This is a genomic window from Bradyrhizobium sp. NBAIM01, from assembly GCF_020194115.1.
Classification (GTDB): domain Bacteria; phylum Pseudomonadota; class Alphaproteobacteria; order Rhizobiales; family Xanthobacteraceae; genus Bradyrhizobium; species Bradyrhizobium yuanmingense.
Map to the genome: position 1 here is coordinate 352,287 of NZ_JADYVU010000002.1, position 17,293 is coordinate 369,579.

At 65.7% G+C, this 17,293-nt stretch carries 9 protein-coding genes; 6 read left to right on the top strand and 3 right to left on the bottom strand.

Going from position 1 to position 17,293, the window contains the following annotated elements; translation table 11 throughout:
- The first annotated feature begins 106 nt into the window (after nucleotides 1–106).
- Nucleotides 107–1,903, top strand: a complete 1,797-nt coding sequence (locus I6F31_RS08030; RefSeq protein WP_225185232.1) for a tetratricopeptide repeat protein — start codon at nucleotides 107–109, stop codon at nucleotides 1,901–1,903.
- Between the two features lie 185 nt (nucleotides 1,904–2,088).
- A complete protein-coding gene (locus I6F31_RS08035; protein WP_225185233.1) occupies nucleotides 2,089–4,854 on the top strand; it encodes a di-heme-cytochrome C peroxidase in 2,766 nt (921 codons plus the stop codon).
- Between the two features lie 161 nt (nucleotides 4,855–5,015).
- Here I6F31_RS08035 and I6F31_RS08040 read toward each other — a convergent pair whose 3' ends face one another.
- Nucleotides 5,016–5,963, bottom strand: coding sequence for an alpha/beta hydrolase (locus tag I6F31_RS08040; RefSeq protein WP_035997802.1), 948 nt, complete (start codon nucleotides 5,961–5,963; stop codon nucleotides 5,016–5,018).
- 216 nt (nucleotides 5,964–6,179) lie between these two features.
- Here I6F31_RS08040 and I6F31_RS08045 point away from each other — a divergent pair, with 216 nt between their 5' ends.
- On the top strand, nucleotides 6,180–6,644 hold the full coding sequence (locus I6F31_RS08045) for an Hsp20 family protein (protein WP_035997846.1): 465 nt from the start codon (nucleotides 6,180–6,182) through the stop codon (nucleotides 6,642–6,644).
- Nucleotides 6,645–6,801: 157 nt separating this feature from the next.
- Complete coding sequence (locus tag I6F31_RS08050; RefSeq protein WP_036036655.1) at nucleotides 6,802–7,572, top strand: alpha/beta hydrolase; 771 nt, start codon at nucleotides 6,802–6,804, stop codon at nucleotides 7,570–7,572.
- Between the two features lie 62 nt (nucleotides 7,573–7,634).
- Here I6F31_RS08050 and I6F31_RS08055 read toward each other — a convergent pair whose 3' ends face one another.
- The gene (locus I6F31_RS08055; protein ID WP_225156716.1) at nucleotides 7,635–8,384 is read right to left on the bottom strand and encodes a hypothetical protein; all 750 of its coding nucleotides are present in this window, start codon (nucleotides 8,382–8,384) and stop codon (nucleotides 7,635–7,637) included.
- A 491-nt stretch (nucleotides 8,385–8,875) separates the two neighbouring features.
- Between I6F31_RS08055 and gltB the strand changes: the two genes are divergently transcribed.
- Nucleotides 8,876–13,621 carry a glutamate synthase large subunit gene (gene gltB / locus I6F31_RS08060; protein WP_225156715.1) on the top strand — a complete coding sequence of 1,582 codons (4,746 nt, stop codon included), beginning with the start codon at nucleotides 8,876–8,878 and terminating at the stop codon, nucleotides 13,619–13,621.
- Between the two features lie 146 nt (nucleotides 13,622–13,767).
- Nucleotides 13,768–15,219: a glutamate synthase subunit beta gene (locus I6F31_RS08065; protein WP_225185234.1), complete on the top strand. Its 1,452-nt coding sequence runs from the start codon at nucleotides 13,768–13,770 to the stop codon at nucleotides 15,217–15,219.
- A gap of 183 nt (nucleotides 15,220–15,402) precedes the next feature.
- Here I6F31_RS08065 and I6F31_RS08070 read toward each other — a convergent pair whose 3' ends face one another.
- Complete coding sequence (locus I6F31_RS08070) at nucleotides 15,403–17,145, bottom strand: outer membrane beta-barrel protein (RefSeq protein WP_036021389.1); 1,743 nt, start codon at nucleotides 17,143–17,145, stop codon at nucleotides 15,403–15,405.
- Between the last annotated feature and the right edge of the window lie 148 nt (nucleotides 17,146–17,293).

Sequence of the window (17,293 nt, forward strand, 5' to 3'; positions counted from 1 at the left end):
TCCGCTGCGGCGCATCTGCTCTATAAAGGCGGGGTTCTTGAAATGTGGGATTCGCGGCAACCGCCACGCTGTGGCCGGTCATCTAATCCCCTGGAGCTTTGAGGATATGGAAAGACGTCTGGCCGCCATCGTCTGCGCCGATGTCGCCGGCTATTCGCGCATGATGGGCAGCGACGAGGCCGGCACCCATGCCGCCTTCAAGGCCCATCGCGCCGCGATCCATCCGATTATCCTCAATCACGGCGGCCGCGTCGTGAAGAACACCGGCGACGGCTTCCTGCTGGAATTCGCCTCGATCGTCGGCGCCGCCGAGGCGGCGATCGCGATGCAGACGCTGATGGCAGAACGCAACCGCCACCTGCCGGCCGACCGCGCCATGCAGTTCCGGCTCGGCATCCACATGGGCGACGTCATCGCCGACGAGGACGAAGTCTTCGGCGACGATGTCAACATCGCCGTCCGCCTGGAATCGGTGGCGAGCCCCGGCGGCTTCGCGATCTCGGCCAAGGCCTACCGGGAGGCGGGCAAGCATCTCGCCGTGCCGCTGACCGATGCCGGCAACCATCGCTTCAAGAACATCAAGGATGCGATCGGGGTCTTTACCTGGACGCCCGAGGGCGCGCCGGCGCTTGCCCCCGAGCTCCGTGAGGCCTCGGCGCTGTCGCAGCAGTACCGCACGGCCATCGTCGGCGTGCTGCCCTTTGCCAATCTCAGCGACGCCCAGGACGAATATTTCTCCGACGGCCTCACCGAGGACCTGATCCACGCGCTGTCGCTGCAATCCTTCTATCGGGTGCTGAGCCGCAACTCGACCTTCGCCTTCAAGGGCAAGAACGTGGGCACCCGGCTGATCGCGCGCGAGATCGACGCCACCTATCTGATCCAGGGCTCGGTGCGGCGCGCCGGCGCCAAGATCCGCGTCACCGCCGAGCTGATCGCGCCGGAGACCGGCGAGCAGCTCTGGACCGGCCGCTACGACCGCGACATCGGCGATTTGTTCGCGATGCAGGACGAGATCACCACCAATTTGTCCGCCGCCATCGCCACAGAGATCGTCCGTGCCGAGGCCTCGGCGCCGGCGCGGCTCTCGACCGACGTCACCGCCTGGGACCGCTTCCTCAAGGGGCTGTCGCATTACTATCGGCAAACCAAGGAAGATCTGGCCGTCGCGGTCGACCTATTCCGCGAGGCCATCGGGCTCGATCCCAAGCTGTCGATCGCGCATGCCTATCTCGCCACGATCCAGATCCAGAGCATTCAGTTCGGCTGGGTCAAGGGCACGCGCGAGATGTGGGCCGAGGCGATGAGCCTCGCCGAAACCAGCGTCCGGCTCGATCCGCGCTCCTCTTTCGCGTTCTCGATCCTGACCTGGGCGCACGCATTGGAGGGTCATCACGAGGCGGCAATGGACGCCGCCAAGCGCGCGGTCGCGCTCAACCCTTACGACAATGGCGCGCGCGGCGTGCTCGGCATCTGCCATTTCATGATCGGCGAGCACCGCGAGGCGATCGAGCTGTTCTCGATGGCCGCGCAACGCGACAACAGCGACCCGCGCTACCAATGGTCGGCGCTGAACGCGTTCAGTCACTATCTTCTGCGCCAATATGACGCGACGCTGTCGTGGGCCCGCGAGCAGCTCTACATCAACCCGAATCACATGCAGGCGCTGGCGATCCGCGCCGCGGCGTTGGCGCAGCTCGGGCGAAGCGACGAGGCCAGCGAAGCTGCCCGCGTGCTGATGGCAAATTATCCAACGCTGAATGTCGACAGGCACTTGCGCAACTTCCACTGGAAGCGGCCCGAGGACATCGCCCATTATCGCGAGGGGCTGCTGAAGGCCGGCGTGCCGCTCGGCAAGCTGACGCTGGTCCAGAGCGACGTCAAACGGGCCGCCGAATCCTGAACGAAGGGGGCCGCAGGCCCGACGTGGTTCCGGTGCGACCGCCTGCTCGTTGTTGACACGACAGTGAAATGGGCCACACTCGTCACACGCTGAAGTAGTATATCGTGCTGTCGGTTTGTTAGGACTTTCCGCGCTCTAACAGCGCGCCTGCTTTTTCAAGATTCGCTGCTTTCAGGATTTGGGCCATGCATCACCCCGCTTCGAAGCCGCCCCTCGATCCCTCGATTCCAGTCTCGCCGAACAATCCCTGCCCGTTCCTGCGCGGCCTCGTCGGCGAAGGCTTCGTCGAGGGCGGCACCGTCCCGCTCAACACGCTGTCGCAGACCATCGCCAATGCGACCGGTGAGACGGGGCTGAAGAAGGTCTCGGCCCGCATCCAGGTCCGCGGCGTCGCGATGATCGCCAACGGCGTCAAGCACATTCTGAAGAGCATCTTTTCGGGCGCGGAGCTCGACGCGCTGCGCGGCGGCCCGCTGGACAAGCGCGGCGCCGGCTCGCGCATCCTCGGCGTCGACGGCAAGATCGACGAGGACGAGATCGCGCGGCTCGCGAGCTTCGGCCGGAACTACACCGACCCGAACACCGGCAGCAGCGAGCCCGGCCTCAACGCAGCGGAAATCAAGACCTTCATGCGCGACAACCTCGAGCGCGCCGGCAGCGCCGCTCGCTGGTACTACCCGCTGCTGATGAAGTTCGAATGGCCCATCCTTTTGAAGATCATCGGCAAGGGCAAGCAGGGCGAAGAGCGCTATCTCAGCGTGGCCGACGTGCGCACGCTGTTCGAACAGCGCCAATTCCCCGACCGCATCAATCAGCGGATCGTATCGCAGCCGCTGCTGTCGTCCTGCCAGCTCCGCTTTCGCTGGGCGGTCGCGCTCACGGCGTTCGTCATCGGCCTCGGCCTCGTCGCCCTGGTCGCGGTCGCCGAATTCCCCAACCAGGTTCGTGCCATGCTGCCGCAGAAGGGCGTGCTGGTGAATCTCCTGCCGCCGCCCCTGCCGGCGATGCCCGAAACCAAGGCTGCCTATTGGCTCGAGCAAAACTGGTCGCTCAAGGACCGACATTGGTTCCACCACGCCAGCCAGGGCACCGCGACGTTCCCGGTGCCCTATGAGTGGTTCGTGGCGCTGGAGCAGCCGCAGCTCCACCTGTTCTCCAAACCGGGCCTGATCAAGGACAGCGCCTATCTCGAACGCTTCGGCTTCATCCCGAGCCCGCAGACGATCCAGACCGACACGGCGACGCTGCGCCGCTTCGGCTACGCCAATGTCTACGAGACCACGCAAGCGTCGGACTGGTCGACGCGCTGGACGCCGGCGGAGAACGTTGACGGCCTGCCGGTCGGCTTCGCGCGCATGACCGGCGTGGTCGATCCCGCGACGAGCCGCCGCGAGGACGACATGATCGGACTGACCTGCGCCGCCTGTCATACCGGCCAGATCCATTACCAGGGCATCGACGTCCGTTTCGACGGCGGCCCGGCGATGACCGACCTGAAGAAGCTCGAGCTCGCGACCGGCCTGTCGATCGCCTACACGCTGTACGTCCCGTTCCGCTTCCAGCGTTTCGCCGATCGCGTGCTCGGCCCCGACGCCAGCAAGGCGGACCGCGCCGCGCTCAAGCAGAAGCTGAGCACGATCGGCAGCTTCCTGATCGACTGGGCCAAGACTTACGAGAAGACGATCGAAGGCAAGACGACCTGGGACGGCAAGCAGCAGCAGGACACCGAGGAAGGGTTCGGCCGGCTCGATGCCCTCAACCGCATCGGCAACCAGGTGTTTTCGCAGGACCTCGCAATGAGCGGGGTCAAGGGATTCGAGAAGAACCTGCACGCCCAGGACGCGCCGGTCAGCTACCCCGCGATCTGGACGGTGCCCTGGTTCAAATTCGCCCAGTACGACGCCTCGATCGAGCAGCCGCTGATCCGCAACGCCGGCGAAGCCCTCGGCGTGACGGCGCTGCTCAATTTGTCCGATGCCTATCCGCAGGACAGGCTGTGGCGCTCCTCGGTGAACATCAGGACGCTCGGCTGGATCGAGGACATGCTGAGAGGCCCCAATCCATTCAAGGCGGCTGATGGTCCGAAGTTCGGCGGCCTGCTCGCACCGAAATGGCCCTCGCACATCCTCGGCGATGCCTGGAAGCTGAAGCCCGATCGGGTCGAACGCGGCCGCGCCATCTACGCGGAGATGTGCTCCGGATGCCATCTGCCTGACATCAACACCCCGGCCTTCTGGTCGTCGAAGCGCTGGGAGCCGAGCGGCGACAGCAAGGTGCTGAATGCGGTGACGATCCCGCTCGACGAGATCAAGACCGATCCCGAGCAGTCCCTCGTTCTCAGCAAGCGGACCGTCGACGTGCCCGGCTTTCTGAAAGTCAACACGGCTGACCTGCAGACGTGGTGGCAGTGCGAGATCCCGACCGCCAGCAAATCGCCCAACGAGATGGTCTATGCACTCGGGCTCATGACGGTGGTCGATCTCGTCGCCCGCAAATGGATGGACGACGAGAAGATCCCGGAGGCCGAACGGGCGCAGATGTGGAATCTCGCGCGCAAGAACTGTCTCAATCCGGCGCCCGATCCGCGCTATCGCGCGAGGCCCTTGAACGGCATCTGGGCCACTGCGCCTTACCTGCACAACGGCTCGGTGCCTTCGCTGTACTGGCTGCTGAAGCCGCAGAACGAGCGTCCGCAAAAATTCTGCATGGGCCGCCGCGACTACGACCCCGACACCGTCGGTTTCGCAGTCGCCGCCGACGAGCGCTGCAAGACCGGTGAAACGGAGTTCTCCGCGACCGGCTCCGACGGCAAGCCGATCCAGGGCAACAGCGTGCTCGGCCATTCCTTCGAGCGCAAGGACGGTGAGTCGAAGCGCCCCGGCGTCATCGGCCGCATGTTCAAGGACGACGCCGAACGCTACGACCTGATCGAGTATCTGAAGACGCTGTAAAGAATCTTGCTTCGTCATTGCGAGCGCAGCAAAGCAATCCAGGCTGTCGCCGCGGAGATAGCCTGGATTGCTTCGTCGCAAGAGCTCCTCGCAATGACGGAGAATGAGGACGCTCCTCGACTCCGATTCTCACCGTCCTCGTGGAGGCTCCCGATCTCTTCTCACTTGAACAGCGGCGTGCCCGGCACGAAGGCGTCGAAGGCGGCCCAGAACTGCGCGCGGTAGCGGTCCTGCTCCTGGAGGATCTCGTGCTTGGCACCGGCGATCACGAGATGGGAGCCGGCGCGCAAATGATAGGCGAATTCCTCGATCGCCGCGGTCGAGACCACGGTATCGTTGGAGGCCGCCAGCATCAGGATCGGCTGGCGGATCTGGGAGGGGTAGTTCACGCGCTTGAAGGTGTGCATCGCGCGGAAGGCGGTATCGGCCCAGGCGACCGTCGGCGAGGCTAGGCCAAGCGTCGGGTCTTCCTCCAGGATCGCGGCGTTGCGCGCATAGCGGACCGGATCGCTGGTCAAGGGATTGTTGATGAAGGGTTCGAGCCCGGTGAGGCGGTCGCTGCCGCCGGGGACATAGCGGCCGCCCTGCCCGAGCAGGCGCATCGTCTTGAGCAGCGCACGCACGGGGAGCGAGGTGGTGCGCCCGGGCAGGTCGATCATCGGCGCAGACAGCACCATGCGGTCGAACCAGCGCTTGCCGGCATGCGCCACCCGCAGCAGCACCGTGCCGCCCATGGAATGGGCGAGCGCGAAGAATGGCGGCGGGCAATCCGGCAGCACCACCTGCTGCACGAAGGTCTCGACGTCGATCTCGAAATCGGCGAAGTCGCGCACATAGCCCTTGCGCGGATCGCGCAGGCGGCGCGACGAATGGCCCTGCCCGCGCCAGTCGATCATCGCCACCGCAAAGCCGCGGTCGCGCAGGTCGCGCACGGTCTCGAAATATTTCTCGATCTGCTCGCTACGCCCGGTGAAGACGCAGACCGTGCCCTTACGGTTCGCCGGCGGCGCCCAGCGCGCAAAGCGCAGCTCGACGCCATCAGGGGTCTTGATGGTGCCGCTGACGACGTTTTCGGGGACCGGATTGGCGGGAATCGAGACCAGCGTCATTGGGCGTGCTTGGGCGGGAAGTGCTGCAAATCAAGGGGCCAAAGCGCCGAAAAGGCGCCTGTCCCGCCCTCTTGAACGCCGTCTCGTTCCACCCATATCACCTTCGTGCAGGCCGCTACCAGTGTTTCGGAACCGGAACATCAGGCTGCACACAGACTAAAGCCCGGCCCGATTGGCGGGCGGGTTACCAACAGTCGCTCAATGGAGGACTTGACCATGCGTAGCTACGATCTCACTCCGTTCTATCGTTCCACCGTCGGCTTCGACCGTCTCTTCAACCTGCTCGACCAGGCCAGCTCGGACGGCAGCCCCGGTTATCCCCCCTACAACATCGAGCGCACCGGCGAGAATGCCTACCGCATCACCGTTGCGGTTTCGGGCTTTGCCAAGGATGAGCTCTCCATCGTCGCGAAGGAAAACACGCTGACGATCAAGGGCGAGAAGGTCGCGAACGAGAACTCGAAATCCGAAGTGCTCTACCGCGGCATCGCCGCGCGTGCCTTCGAGCGCGCCTTCCAGCTTGCCGACTTCGTGCAGGTGAAGGACGCCTCGCTCGAGAACGGGCTGCTTCATGTCGACCTCGTCCGCGAGATTCCCGAGGCCAAGAAGCCGCGCCAGATCGCGATCAACGCCGGCGCCAAGGCGCAGGTGATCGAGAACTCCGCCGCGCAGGCCGCCTGAGCCAGGCGACCAAACCCAGCGACTTCCAGGTTGCGAAAAACGCCCCGGTGCCCCGGGGCGTTTTTTTCGTTGCAATGCATCACAGAGCAGTGATGGCGTAACACCGTCGCCTCGCTCTCCGTCCTTTGGGCATCGAACCAAAAACACGGAGAAGATCATGTCACTCTGGCGCAGCCTTTTCGTCGCCGCGAGCCTTTTGGCCGCTCCCCTCAACCTCGCTCATGCCCAGACACCGCAGACGGTCAAGGCGAAGAACGTCGTGCTGGTGCACGGCGCCTGGGCCGACGGCTCGAGCTGGTCGGAGGTGATCCCGATCCTGCAGGCTGCAGGCCTGCATGTGACCGCCGTGCAGAATCCGCTGTCCTCGCTCAGCGACTCCGTCGAGGCGACCAAGCGGGCGCTGGCCGAGCAGGACGGGCCGACGGTGCTGGTCGCGCATTCCTGGGGCGGCACCGTGATCAGCCAGGTCGGCACCGACCCGAAGGTCACCGGCCTCGTCTACGTCGCCGCACGCGCGCCCGATGCGAACGAGGATTTCGTGGCGCTGTCGAAGCAGTTTCCGGCCGGGCCGGCGCGCGCCGGCATCGTCGAGCGCGACGGCTACACCAAGCTCTCGGAAGAGGCCTTCCTGAAGTACTTCGCCAACGGCGTGAAGCCGGAGCAGGCCAAGGAGCTCTACGCCGTGCAATGGCCGACGGCGGCCTCGATCTTCGCCGGCCGCACCACGGAGGCGGCCTGGCGCTCCAAGCCGAGCTGGTACGCGGTGTCGAAGAACGACTACACCATCAACCCCGATTTCGAGCGCTTCCTCGCCAAGCGCATGAACGCCACCACGATCGAGCTCGATGCCGGCCACCTCTCGCTGGTGTCGCATCCAAAGGAGGTGGCGAATCTGATCCTGGATGCGGCGGGCTATCCGCGGAGCTGAGGCGCAGTCAGTTCACGCAAAAGCGCCCGAGAGATTCTCGGGCGCTTTCCGTTTGCTGAGGCCTAATCCAGCCCCAGTGCGGCTGGCATCTCCTGCGTCGGCAGGATGGTCGGGGCCGGCCTGACCTGACCGACGGTCGGCGCGGTTGCTTGCGGAGCGGCTTCGGTCGGCTTGGCTTGCACCACGGCGGCTTGCTGCGCGGGTTGGGCCTGCGCTGCCTGCGCCGCCGGCTCGGCTGGCTTGGCAACGACGACCGGCGGCTCGGCGCGCCGCGGGGCGGCCTTCGGCAGCGGCACGGCGCGGCTTGCCACATGCGGGATCGACGCCGGCGGGCGCGGCGGGCCGCCGCGGACCACGGTCGGCGGCAGTGCGGTTTGCGGCCCGTAGGGCGCGACCGCGCGCTCGTCATAGGCGGGCGCCATGCCATAGGCGTCAGGGGCGGGCATGAAGCGGATGATCCGCCCGTCGCGGGCGTCGATCACCAGCCGGCCATCGTCGCCGTTTCTGTCGATCACCGCGATGGTGTAGACGCCGCCGCGCAGGCGCGGAATGCCGAGCGGCGAGAAGCCATTTTCGCGCAGCACGGCGTAAACCTCGGTCGGCGGCAACAAGGCCAGCGCAGGGCCGCGCTCCTCGTAGCCATAACCGTAGCGCGGCGGCGGGGCGGCTTCCGGCGGCGCATAGGGCCCGTCGAAATCCGAGACCGCGATGACGGCCCCTCTGGCGATACCGCTCGCGGGAACCTGGGCCTGCCCCGCACTGGCACCCAGCGCCAGCACGGCGGCGGCCACACATCCTGTGAAAAACTTCATGATCCAGACGCTCCTGTCAGGCCCTCCGGTGGCCGCCCTCTTTCGCTTCTCGCGGCGTGGCGCGCCTTCCGAAGGGTTGATCCGAAGCTTCATTTGGGATTTCGGCGCCGCCGGGGCCGGATCAGGGCGTGTTTGCCTCAAAACCGGGGCTGCGCAACTTTTGGAAAGCGATCGATTGACTTCTGCGGAATCGGGACTTCCGCGCGCTTGTGTGCTAGACAAAAATTTGGCAAGGTGATGGTTAGGACAGGAAGACTGTCTCAATTTTGCCTGCGGTTCCGGCATAGGGATTGCAGCGAGAACTGGTGCTCTCGAGCGCCGGCAAGGTACCAGGCAAAGCCGTTCTCGGGGACGAAGAACGCCTAGGCCTGAATTTAAGAAAATGCGGCTCGCAGAGGACGAGCGGTGGCCCAGGAGCGGGTGCCGCGGGACGCCCAAGGTGCGCCGAAGATGGCGGTGAGGCAGCTTGCCGCATGGAGAGGACAGGAACAATGAACGGGTCGCAATTCGAGCGCGCAAACATCGTGGCAGAAGAGCTGTCGGCGACGGTCGCCTCGAAAACGACCGATCCGATCACCTCACCGATTCAAGAGCACAATTCGCGCCCCAAAGCCGAAGGCCTGTACGATCCGAGCCTGGAGAAGGACTCTTGCGGCGTCGGCTTCATCGCCAACATCAAGGGCAAGAAGTCGCACGAGATCGTCTCGGACGCGCTGAGCATCCTCTGCAACCTCGAGCATCGCGGCGCCGTCGGCGCCGACCCGCGCGCGGGTGACGGCGCCGGCATTCTGGTGCAGATCCCGCACGCCTTCTTCAGCCGTAAGGCCTCCGAACTCGGCTTCAAGTTGCCGGCGCCCGGCGAATACGCCATCGGCGCGTTGTTCATGCCGCGCGACACCGCCTGGCGCAACGTCATCAAGAGCATCGTCGCCGACCAGATCAAGGAAGAGGGCCTGACCCTGCTCGGCTGGCGCGACGTGCCGACCGACAATTCCTCGCTGGGCGTCACCGTGAAGCCGACCGAGCCCGCCTGCATGCAGGTGTTCATCGGCCGCAACGGCACCGCCAAGACCGAGGACGAGTTCGAGCGCCGGCTCTACATCCTGCGCAAGTCGATCTCGCAGGCGATCTACCAACGCCGCGACCGCGGCCTCGCCGGCTATTACCCGTGCTCGATGTCCTGCCGCACCGTGATCTACAAGGGCATGTTCCTCGCCGACCAGCTCGGCAAGTACTATCCCGATCTGCACGAGGCTGACTTCGAGAGCGCGCTCGCGCTCGTGCACCAGCGCTTCTCGACCAACACCTTCCCGGCCTGGTCGCTGGCGCATCCCTACCGCATGATCGCGCATAACGGCGAGATCAACACGCTGCGCGGCAACGTCAACTGGATGGCGGCACGCCAGGCTTCGGTCAGCTCCGAGCTCTACGGCAAGGACATCAACCGGCTCTGGCCGATCTCCTATGAGGGACAGTCGGACACCGCCTGCTTCGACAACGCGCTCGAATTCCTGGTGCAGGGCGGCTACTCGCTGCCGCACGCCGTCATGATGATGATCCCGGAGGCGTGGGCCGGCAATCCCTTGATGGATGAGAAGCGCCGCGCCTTCTACGAATATCATGCCGCGCTGATGGAGCCGTGGGACGGCCCCGCCGCGATCGCCTTCACCGACGGCCGCCAGATCGGCGCCACGCTCGACCGCAACGGCCTCCGGCCCGCGCGCTATCTCGTCACCAAGGACGACCGCATCGTCATGGCGTCCGAGATGGGTGTGCTGACGATCCCCGAGGACCAGATCATCACCAAGTGGCGGCTGCAGCCGGGCAAGATGCTGCTGGTCGACCTCGAGCAAGGCCGCCTGATCCCGGACGACGAGATCAAGGCTTCGCTCGCCGCCAGCCATCCCTACAAGGAGTGGCTGGAGCGGACCCAGATCGTGCTCGAAGACCTGCCGAAGGTGCCGACCACGGGCGTGCGCTCGAACCTGTCGCTGCTCGACCGTCAGCAGGCGTTCGGCTACAGCCAGGAAGACATCACCATCCTGATGACGCCGATGGCGGCCACGGGCGAGGAAGCCGCGGGCTCGATGGGCAACGACACGCCGATCTCGGCGCTGTCGGACAAGGCCAAGCCGCTGTTCACCTACTTCAAGCAGAACTTCGCGCAGGTCACCAACCCGCCGATCGACCCGATTCGCGAGGAGCTGGTGATGAGCCTGGTCTCGATCATCGGGCCGCGGCCGAACCTGTTCGACCTGCAGGGCATGGCCACGACCAAGCGCCTCGAAGTGCGCCAGCCGATTCTGACCGACGCGGACCTGGAAAAGATCCGCTCGATCTCGGAGGTGGCGGAGTCGCACTTCAAGTCGCGCACGCTGGACACCACCTTCCACGCCGGTCTCGGTGCGGCGGGCATGGACCAGGTGCTGGACGAGCTCTGCGCACGCGCCGAAAGCGCGGTGCGCGAGGGCGTCAACATCATCATCCTGTCCGACCGCATGGTCGGCACCGACCGCGTGCCGATCCCATCGCTGCTGGCCTGCGCCGCCGTGCATCATCACCTGATCCGCACCGGCCTGCGCACCTCGGTCGGCCTCGTCGTCGAATCCGGCGAGCCGCGCGAAGTGCATCACTTCGCCTGCCTTGCCGGCTACGGCGCCGAAGCGATCAATCCTTACCTCGCGTTCGAGACCATCACCGCGATGAAGGACCGCCTGCCCGGCTCGCTCGACGACTATGAGATCGTCAAGCGCTACATCAAGTCGATCGGCAAGGGCCTGCTCAAGGTGATGTCCAAGATGGGCATCTCGACCTACCAGTCCTATTGCGGCGCGCAGATCTTCGACGCGGTCGGCCTCAAGGCCGACTTCGTCGCCAAGTTCTTCGCCGGCACGCACACCCGCGTCGAGGGCGTCGGCCTTGGGGAGATCGCGGAAGAAGCCGTGCGCCGCCATGCCGACGCGTTCGGCGAGGCGCAGGTCTACAAGACCGCGCTCGATGTCGGCGGCGAATATGCCTATCGCAGCCGCGGCGAGGACCATGCGTGGACCGCGGAGTCTGTGTCGCTGCTGCAGCACGCCGCGCGCGGCAATTCGCAGGAGCGCTACCGCGCCTTCGCCAAGATCCTCAACGAGCAGTCGGAGCGCCTGTTGACGCTGCGCGGCCTGTTCCGGATCAAGAACGCGGAGGAAGAAAAGCGCAAGCCGATCCCGCTCGACCAGGTCGAGCCGGCCAAGGAGATCGTCAAGCGCTTCGCCACCGGCGCGATGAGCTTCGGCTCGATCTCGCGCGAGGCGCACACCACGCTCGCGATCGCCATGAACCGGATCGGCGGCAAGTCGAACACCGGCGAAGGCGGCGAGGAAGCCGACCGCTTCAAGCCGATGCCGAACGGCGATTCCATGCGTTCGGCGATCAAGCAAGTCGCCTCGGGCCGCTTCGGCGTCACCACGGAGTATCTCGTCAACTCCGACATGATGCAGATCAAGATGGCGCAGGGTGCCAAGCCCGGCGAAGGCGGCCAGCTGCCCGGCCACAAGGTCGACGCGACCATCGCAAGAGTCCGGCACTCGACGCCGGGCGTCGGCCTGATCTCGCCGCCGCCGCACCACGACATCTACTCGATTGAGGACCTGGCGCAGCTCATCTACGACCTCAAGAACGTCAACCCGACCGGCGACGTCTCGGTCAAGCTCGTCTCGGAGATCGGCGTCGGCACTGTGGCCGCGGGCGTTGCCAAGGCGCGTGCCGACCATGTCACCATCGCGGGCTTCGAGGGCGGCACGGGTGCTTCGCCCCTGACCTCGATCAAGCATGCGGGATCGCCGTGGGAAATCGGGCTCGCCGAAACCCACCAGACCCTGGTGCGCGAGCGGCTGCGCAGCCGCATCGTGGTCCAGGTCGACGGCGGCTTCCGCACCGGCCGTGACGTCGTGATCGGCGCGCTGCTGGGCGCCGACGAGTTCGGCTTCGCCACCGCTCCCTTGATTGCGGCCGGCTGTATCATGATGCGCAAGTGCCACCTCAACACCTGCCCGGTCGGCGTCGCGACCCAGGACCCCGTCCTGCGCAAGCGCTTCACCGGCCAGCCCGAGCACGTGATCAACTACTTCTTCTTCGTCGCCGAGGAAGTCCGCGAGATCATGGCTTCGCTCGGCTTCCGCACCTTCAACGAGATGGTCGGCCAGGTGCAGCTGCTCGACCAGACCAAGCTGGTCGCGCATTGGAAGGCCAAGGGGCTCGACTTCTCCAAGCTCTTCGTCAAGCAGAAGGAAGAGAAGGGCCAGAAGATCTATCACTCCGAGCGCCAGAACCATCATCTGGAGGCGGTGCTCGACCGCACGCTGATCGAGAAGGCGCAGGCAGCGCTCGATCGCGGCGCGCCGGTGAAGATCGAGGCCGCCATCAACAGCACCAACCGCTCCGCAGGCGCGATGCTGTCCGGCGCGGTGGCCAAGATCTACGGCCATGCCGGCCTGCCGCACGACACCATCCATGTCAGCCTCAAGGGCACCGCGGGCCAGGCCTTCGGCGCCTGGCTCGCCCACGGCGTCACCTTCGAGCTCGAAGGTGAAGGTAACGACTATGTCGGCAAGGGCCTCTCGGGCGGCAAGATCATCGTCAAGCCGCCGAGGAACTCGGCCATCGTGCCGGAAGAGAGCATCATCGTCGGCAACACCGTGATGTACGGCGCGATCGAGGGCGAGTGCTACTTCCGTGGCATCGCCGGCGAGCGTTTTGCCGTGCGTAACTCGGGCGCGGTCGCCGTGGTCGAGGGCGCGGGCGATCATTGCTGCGAATACATGACCGGCGGCATCGTGGTCGTGCTCGGCAAGACCGGGCGCAACTTCGCGGCCGGCATGTCCGGCGGTATCGCCTACGTGCTCGACGAGGCCGGCGACTTCGACAAGCTGTGCAACCTCAGCATGGTCGAGCTCGAGCCGGTGCTGTCGGAGGAGCTGATCAACGCCGGCACCTATCACCATGCCGGCGACCTCGAGGCGCATGGCCGGGTCGACGTGTTCAGGAACCTGCTCGCCTCCGACGTCGAGCGGCTGCACGTCCTGATCTCGCGCCACGCCAAAGCCACCGGCTCCAAGCGCGCCGCCGACATCCTTGCCAATTGGAAGGACTGGCTGCCCAAATTCCGCAAGGTGATGCCGGTCGAGTACCGGCGCGCGCTGCGCGAGATGGCGGCCAACGCGGACGCCGAGCCGAAAATCGCGATCGGGGCGTAAGGCATTACACCTCGTCATTGCGAGCGAAGCGAAGCAATCCAGAATCTCTCCGCGGAAAAAAGACTGGATTGCTTCGTCGCTTCGCTCCTCGCAATGACGGTGAGGAAACAACAAGACGAATTTAAGCGGCAGGGACTTCGGGTTTAATGGGCAAGATCACGGGTTTTCTGGAAATCGAACGGCACGACCGCAAGTACACCCCGGTCGCCGAGCGCGTGAAGCATTACAAGGAATTCGTCGTTCCGCTCTCCGAGAAGGAGGTGCGCGACCAGGCCGCGCGCTGCATGAATTGCGGCATTCCCTATTGCCACGGCACCGGCTCGGTCGCGCCGGGCACGCCGGGCTGTCCGGTCAACAACCAGATTCCCGACTGGAACGACCTCGTCTACCAGGGCAATTGGGAAGAAGCCTCGCGCAACCTGCATTCGACCAACAATTTCCCGGAGTTCACGGGCCGCATTTGCCCTGCGCCCTGCGAAGCATCCTGCACGCTCAACATCGACGACAACCCCGTCACCATCAAGACCATCGAATGCGCGATCGTCGACCGCGCCTGGGACAATGGCTGGCTCAAGCCGGAAGTCGCCGCGGAGAAGACCGGCAAGAAGGTCGCGGTGATCGGCTCGGGCCCGGCCGGCATGGCCTGCGCCCAACAGCTGGCGCGCGCCGGCCACGACGTCCACCTCTACGAGAAGTACGCCAAGGCCGGCGGCCTGCTGCGCTACGGCATCCCCGACTTCAAGATGGAGAAGGGCGTCATTGACCGCCGCGTGGCGCAGATGGAAGCTGAAGGCGTCACCTTCCACTACAACAGCCATGTCGGCGCTGAGGGCAACGTCGATCCGCGCGAGATGCTCAACGAGTACGACGCCGTGGCGCTGACCGGCGGTGCGGAAGCCCCGCGCGACCTGCCGATCCCCGGCCGCGAGCTCGCCGGCATCCACTACGCCATGGACTTCCTCCCGCAGCAGAACCGCCGCGTCTCCGAGGAGCCGCTCGGCGGCGTCCAGGAGATCCTGGCCGGCGGCAAGCATGTCGTCGTCATCGGCGGCGGCGACACCGGAAGCGACTGCATCGGCACCTCGCTGCGCCAGGGCGCGCTCTCGGTGACGCAGCTCGAGATCATGCCCGCTCCCCCTGAGCGCGAGAACAAGGGCCTGACCTGGCCGAACTGGCCGCTGAAGATGCGGACCTCCTCGAGCCAGGCCGAAGGCGCGGTGCGCGAATACGCCGTGCTGACCCAGAAGTTCTCGGGCGAGAACGGCCAGGTCAAGAAGCTGCACTGCGTCCGCGTCGACGACAAGTTCAAGCCGATTGCCGGCACCGAGTTCGAGCTCGATGCCGAGCTGGTCCTGCTCGCGATGGGCTTCGTCCATCCCGTGCACGAGGGCCTGCTCAAGCTGCTCGCGGTCGAGCTCGACCCGCGCGGCAACGTCAAGGCCAACACGCTGGACTACCAGACCTCGCGCCCCAACGTGTTCACCGCCGGCGACATGCGGCGTGGGCAATCGCTCGTCGTGTGGGCGATCCGCGAGGGCCGGCTGTGCGCGCGGTCGATCGATACGTTCCTTATGGGGAAGACGGATTTGCCGCGCTGAGATGTCATTCCGGGGCGCGCGAAGCGCGAGCTATGGTGCGCAATTGCGCACCTGAGAATCCATTCATCACCAACCCAGACGCCCGATGGATTCCGGGCTCGCGCCAAGTGGCGCGCCCCGGAATGACAATTGGAGAGAGCCGCGCCTTTCGGCTTCGTCTCGTGCGACGCGCTAACAAGCGCCTCAATTCTGCAGCCTCACCCCGAGCAGCACCACCGTGCCCTGCGAGCTCGAGCCCGGCTGGCTCGAATTCAGGATGTCGTGGCGCAGCGTGCCCTTGACCCAGATGTTGCGGTTGAGCTTGTAGATCAAATTGCTTTCGAACGAGTAGGTCTTGTCGTTGCGGTTCTGGCCCTGGTAGTCGAGCGTGCCGTAGGTGAACTTGCCGACCGCGGTGAGCCAGCGGCGGAAGTCGTGGTCGACTTGGGCGGAGTAAGTGCGCACCAGGACGCCGGATGAGCCGGGGACCGTGGTCTCCGATATCTGCGTGTCGGTGAAGAACTTCACCGTGGTGAGGCCGCTGGCGCTCCAGATCAGCGAGCCCGTGGTCAGAAACCCTGCGAGCTGGCTGAGGCGCGGATCGGTGTAGCTGCGCGCGGAATAGCCGACCGAGATCTCGCCGGTGAGGATGCGCGAGAACTCGAAGGACGAGCCGACCTTGGCATAGCCGCCGTTGGAATCGCGGAAATAGCCGTTGCGGTCGGAAGCCTGGTCGTGGACGCGGGTATCGCCCTGGATCTCGACGAAGGGTTTTAGGCCGGGCTTGAGGTCGTAGGAGAAGCGGCCGACGCCGCCATATTGGTTGAAGTTGCGGTCGTCGTTGCTGAAGGTCGAGCCGTCGGTGAGCTTGGAATCGGTGTAGGCGGTGCGATCGATGGTGGCGCCGGCCGCGACCTGGAAGCGGTTGAAGGTCTGGTCGAAGCCGAGCGTCGTGCCATAGGCGGCGTAGACCGGATATCTCTGCAGGCCGGCCTGCACGTTGGGGCTGCCAGGATTGTCGGTGGCGAGCCGCAGGCGCAGCTGCGAGGTCAGCTTGAAATCGCGGGTGACGTCGAGGCGGCCATCGACATGGCCGTTGAAATCGGGACGATTGGCCTCGACCGGCGACGGCGAGGCCAAGCCGTTGATCGTCGCCGGCATGTCCTTGGTGTAGCCCGAGAACGAGCCACGCAGATCGGCGACCAGCGCGTGGCGCTCCCAATCCGACACCACGAGCAGATCGGGCGCGATGACATAGGCCGGCGAGCCGACGGGCCTGTTGAGGCGCGTCGGATTGCTGTCGTAGCCGGCGGAGAGTTCGAGCCCGCCCTTGATCAGGAAGCTGCCGGCGTAATCGCCGACCGCGCCGAACGGATCGTCATCGGCCCTGAGGCGGCGGCGCAGCGGCTGGCCGGGCACGTTGCCCGCCATCGCCGCCGGCACCGGGACCTTGTGCGCGGTCTCGGAGGGCGGTGGCGCGATGCGCGGCGGGCCCAGCGTCGTGGCCGGCGTTGCGGGCGGCGGCGGTGAGCCGGGACCGGCGGCGCGCTTCGGCTTCGGCTGGCCCGGATAGAGCTTGGGCTGCTGGCGCTTGCGGTTGAGCGAGTCGTAGCCGGAGCCGCTCGCGCCGGTGGCGGCCGGCAGGCCGTAGGTCGGGACCTGACCGACACGCGAGCTCGCCGGCGCCTGCTGGCGCTGGCGCGGGTCGGCGTTGGGATCAGGCAGTTTCGGCAAGGCATCGGAGGGCGCCTGGGGTACGCCGGCGGTGCGGCGGGTCGGCAGCGTCTCAGGCGAGGCGAAGGCGCCGCGGTTGGGATTGAACAGGTCGGGCGTGAGCCCCTGGGCCGCCGCCGGGCCGCTTGCGAGGGTGGTCAGCGCGAGGCACGGCAAAGAGGCGCGCAGGAAATGCGCGACCTTGCTCCGGCCCCTGCCTGGAGACGACCCCACGATGGAATTACCCCAACGAAATCAAACACTTTCTCGATCATCCCCGCCGACTGGCGAGAACCATCGTTAATGGAGTTAAAACAATTATGGTTAATGACCGGTTGAGGGCATCCGGCCGCGCGTCGCCTCGCTGATCGGGGCGTGCTAA

What these genes read in the sequence shown, in the direction of transcription:
- I6F31_RS08035 (WP_225185233.1), top strand. Translation starts at nt 2,089, where the DNA reads ATGCATCACCCCGCTTCGAAGCCGCCCCTCGATCCCTCGATTCCAGTC.
- I6F31_RS08055 (WP_225156716.1), bottom strand. Translation starts at nt 8,384, where the DNA reads ATGAAGTTTTTCACAGGATGTGTGGCCGCCGCCGTGCTGGCGCTGGGT.
- gltB (WP_225156715.1), top strand. Translation starts at nt 8,876, where the DNA reads ATGAACGGGTCGCAATTCGAGCGCGCAAACATCGTGGCAGAAGAGCTG.
- I6F31_RS08040 (WP_035997802.1), bottom strand. Translation starts at nt 5,963, where the DNA reads ATGACGCTGGTCTCGATTCCCGCCAATCCGGTCCCCGAAAACGTCGTC.
- I6F31_RS08030 (WP_225185232.1), top strand. Translation starts at nt 107, where the DNA reads ATGGAAAGACGTCTGGCCGCCATCGTCTGCGCCGATGTCGCCGGCTAT.
- I6F31_RS08045 (WP_035997846.1), top strand. Translation starts at nt 6,180, where the DNA reads ATGCGTAGCTACGATCTCACTCCGTTCTATCGTTCCACCGTCGGCTTC.
- I6F31_RS08050 (WP_036036655.1), top strand. Translation starts at nt 6,802, where the DNA reads ATGTCACTCTGGCGCAGCCTTTTCGTCGCCGCGAGCCTTTTGGCCGCT.
- I6F31_RS08065 (WP_225185234.1), top strand. Translation starts at nt 13,768, where the DNA reads ATGGGCAAGATCACGGGTTTTCTGGAAATCGAACGGCACGACCGCAAG.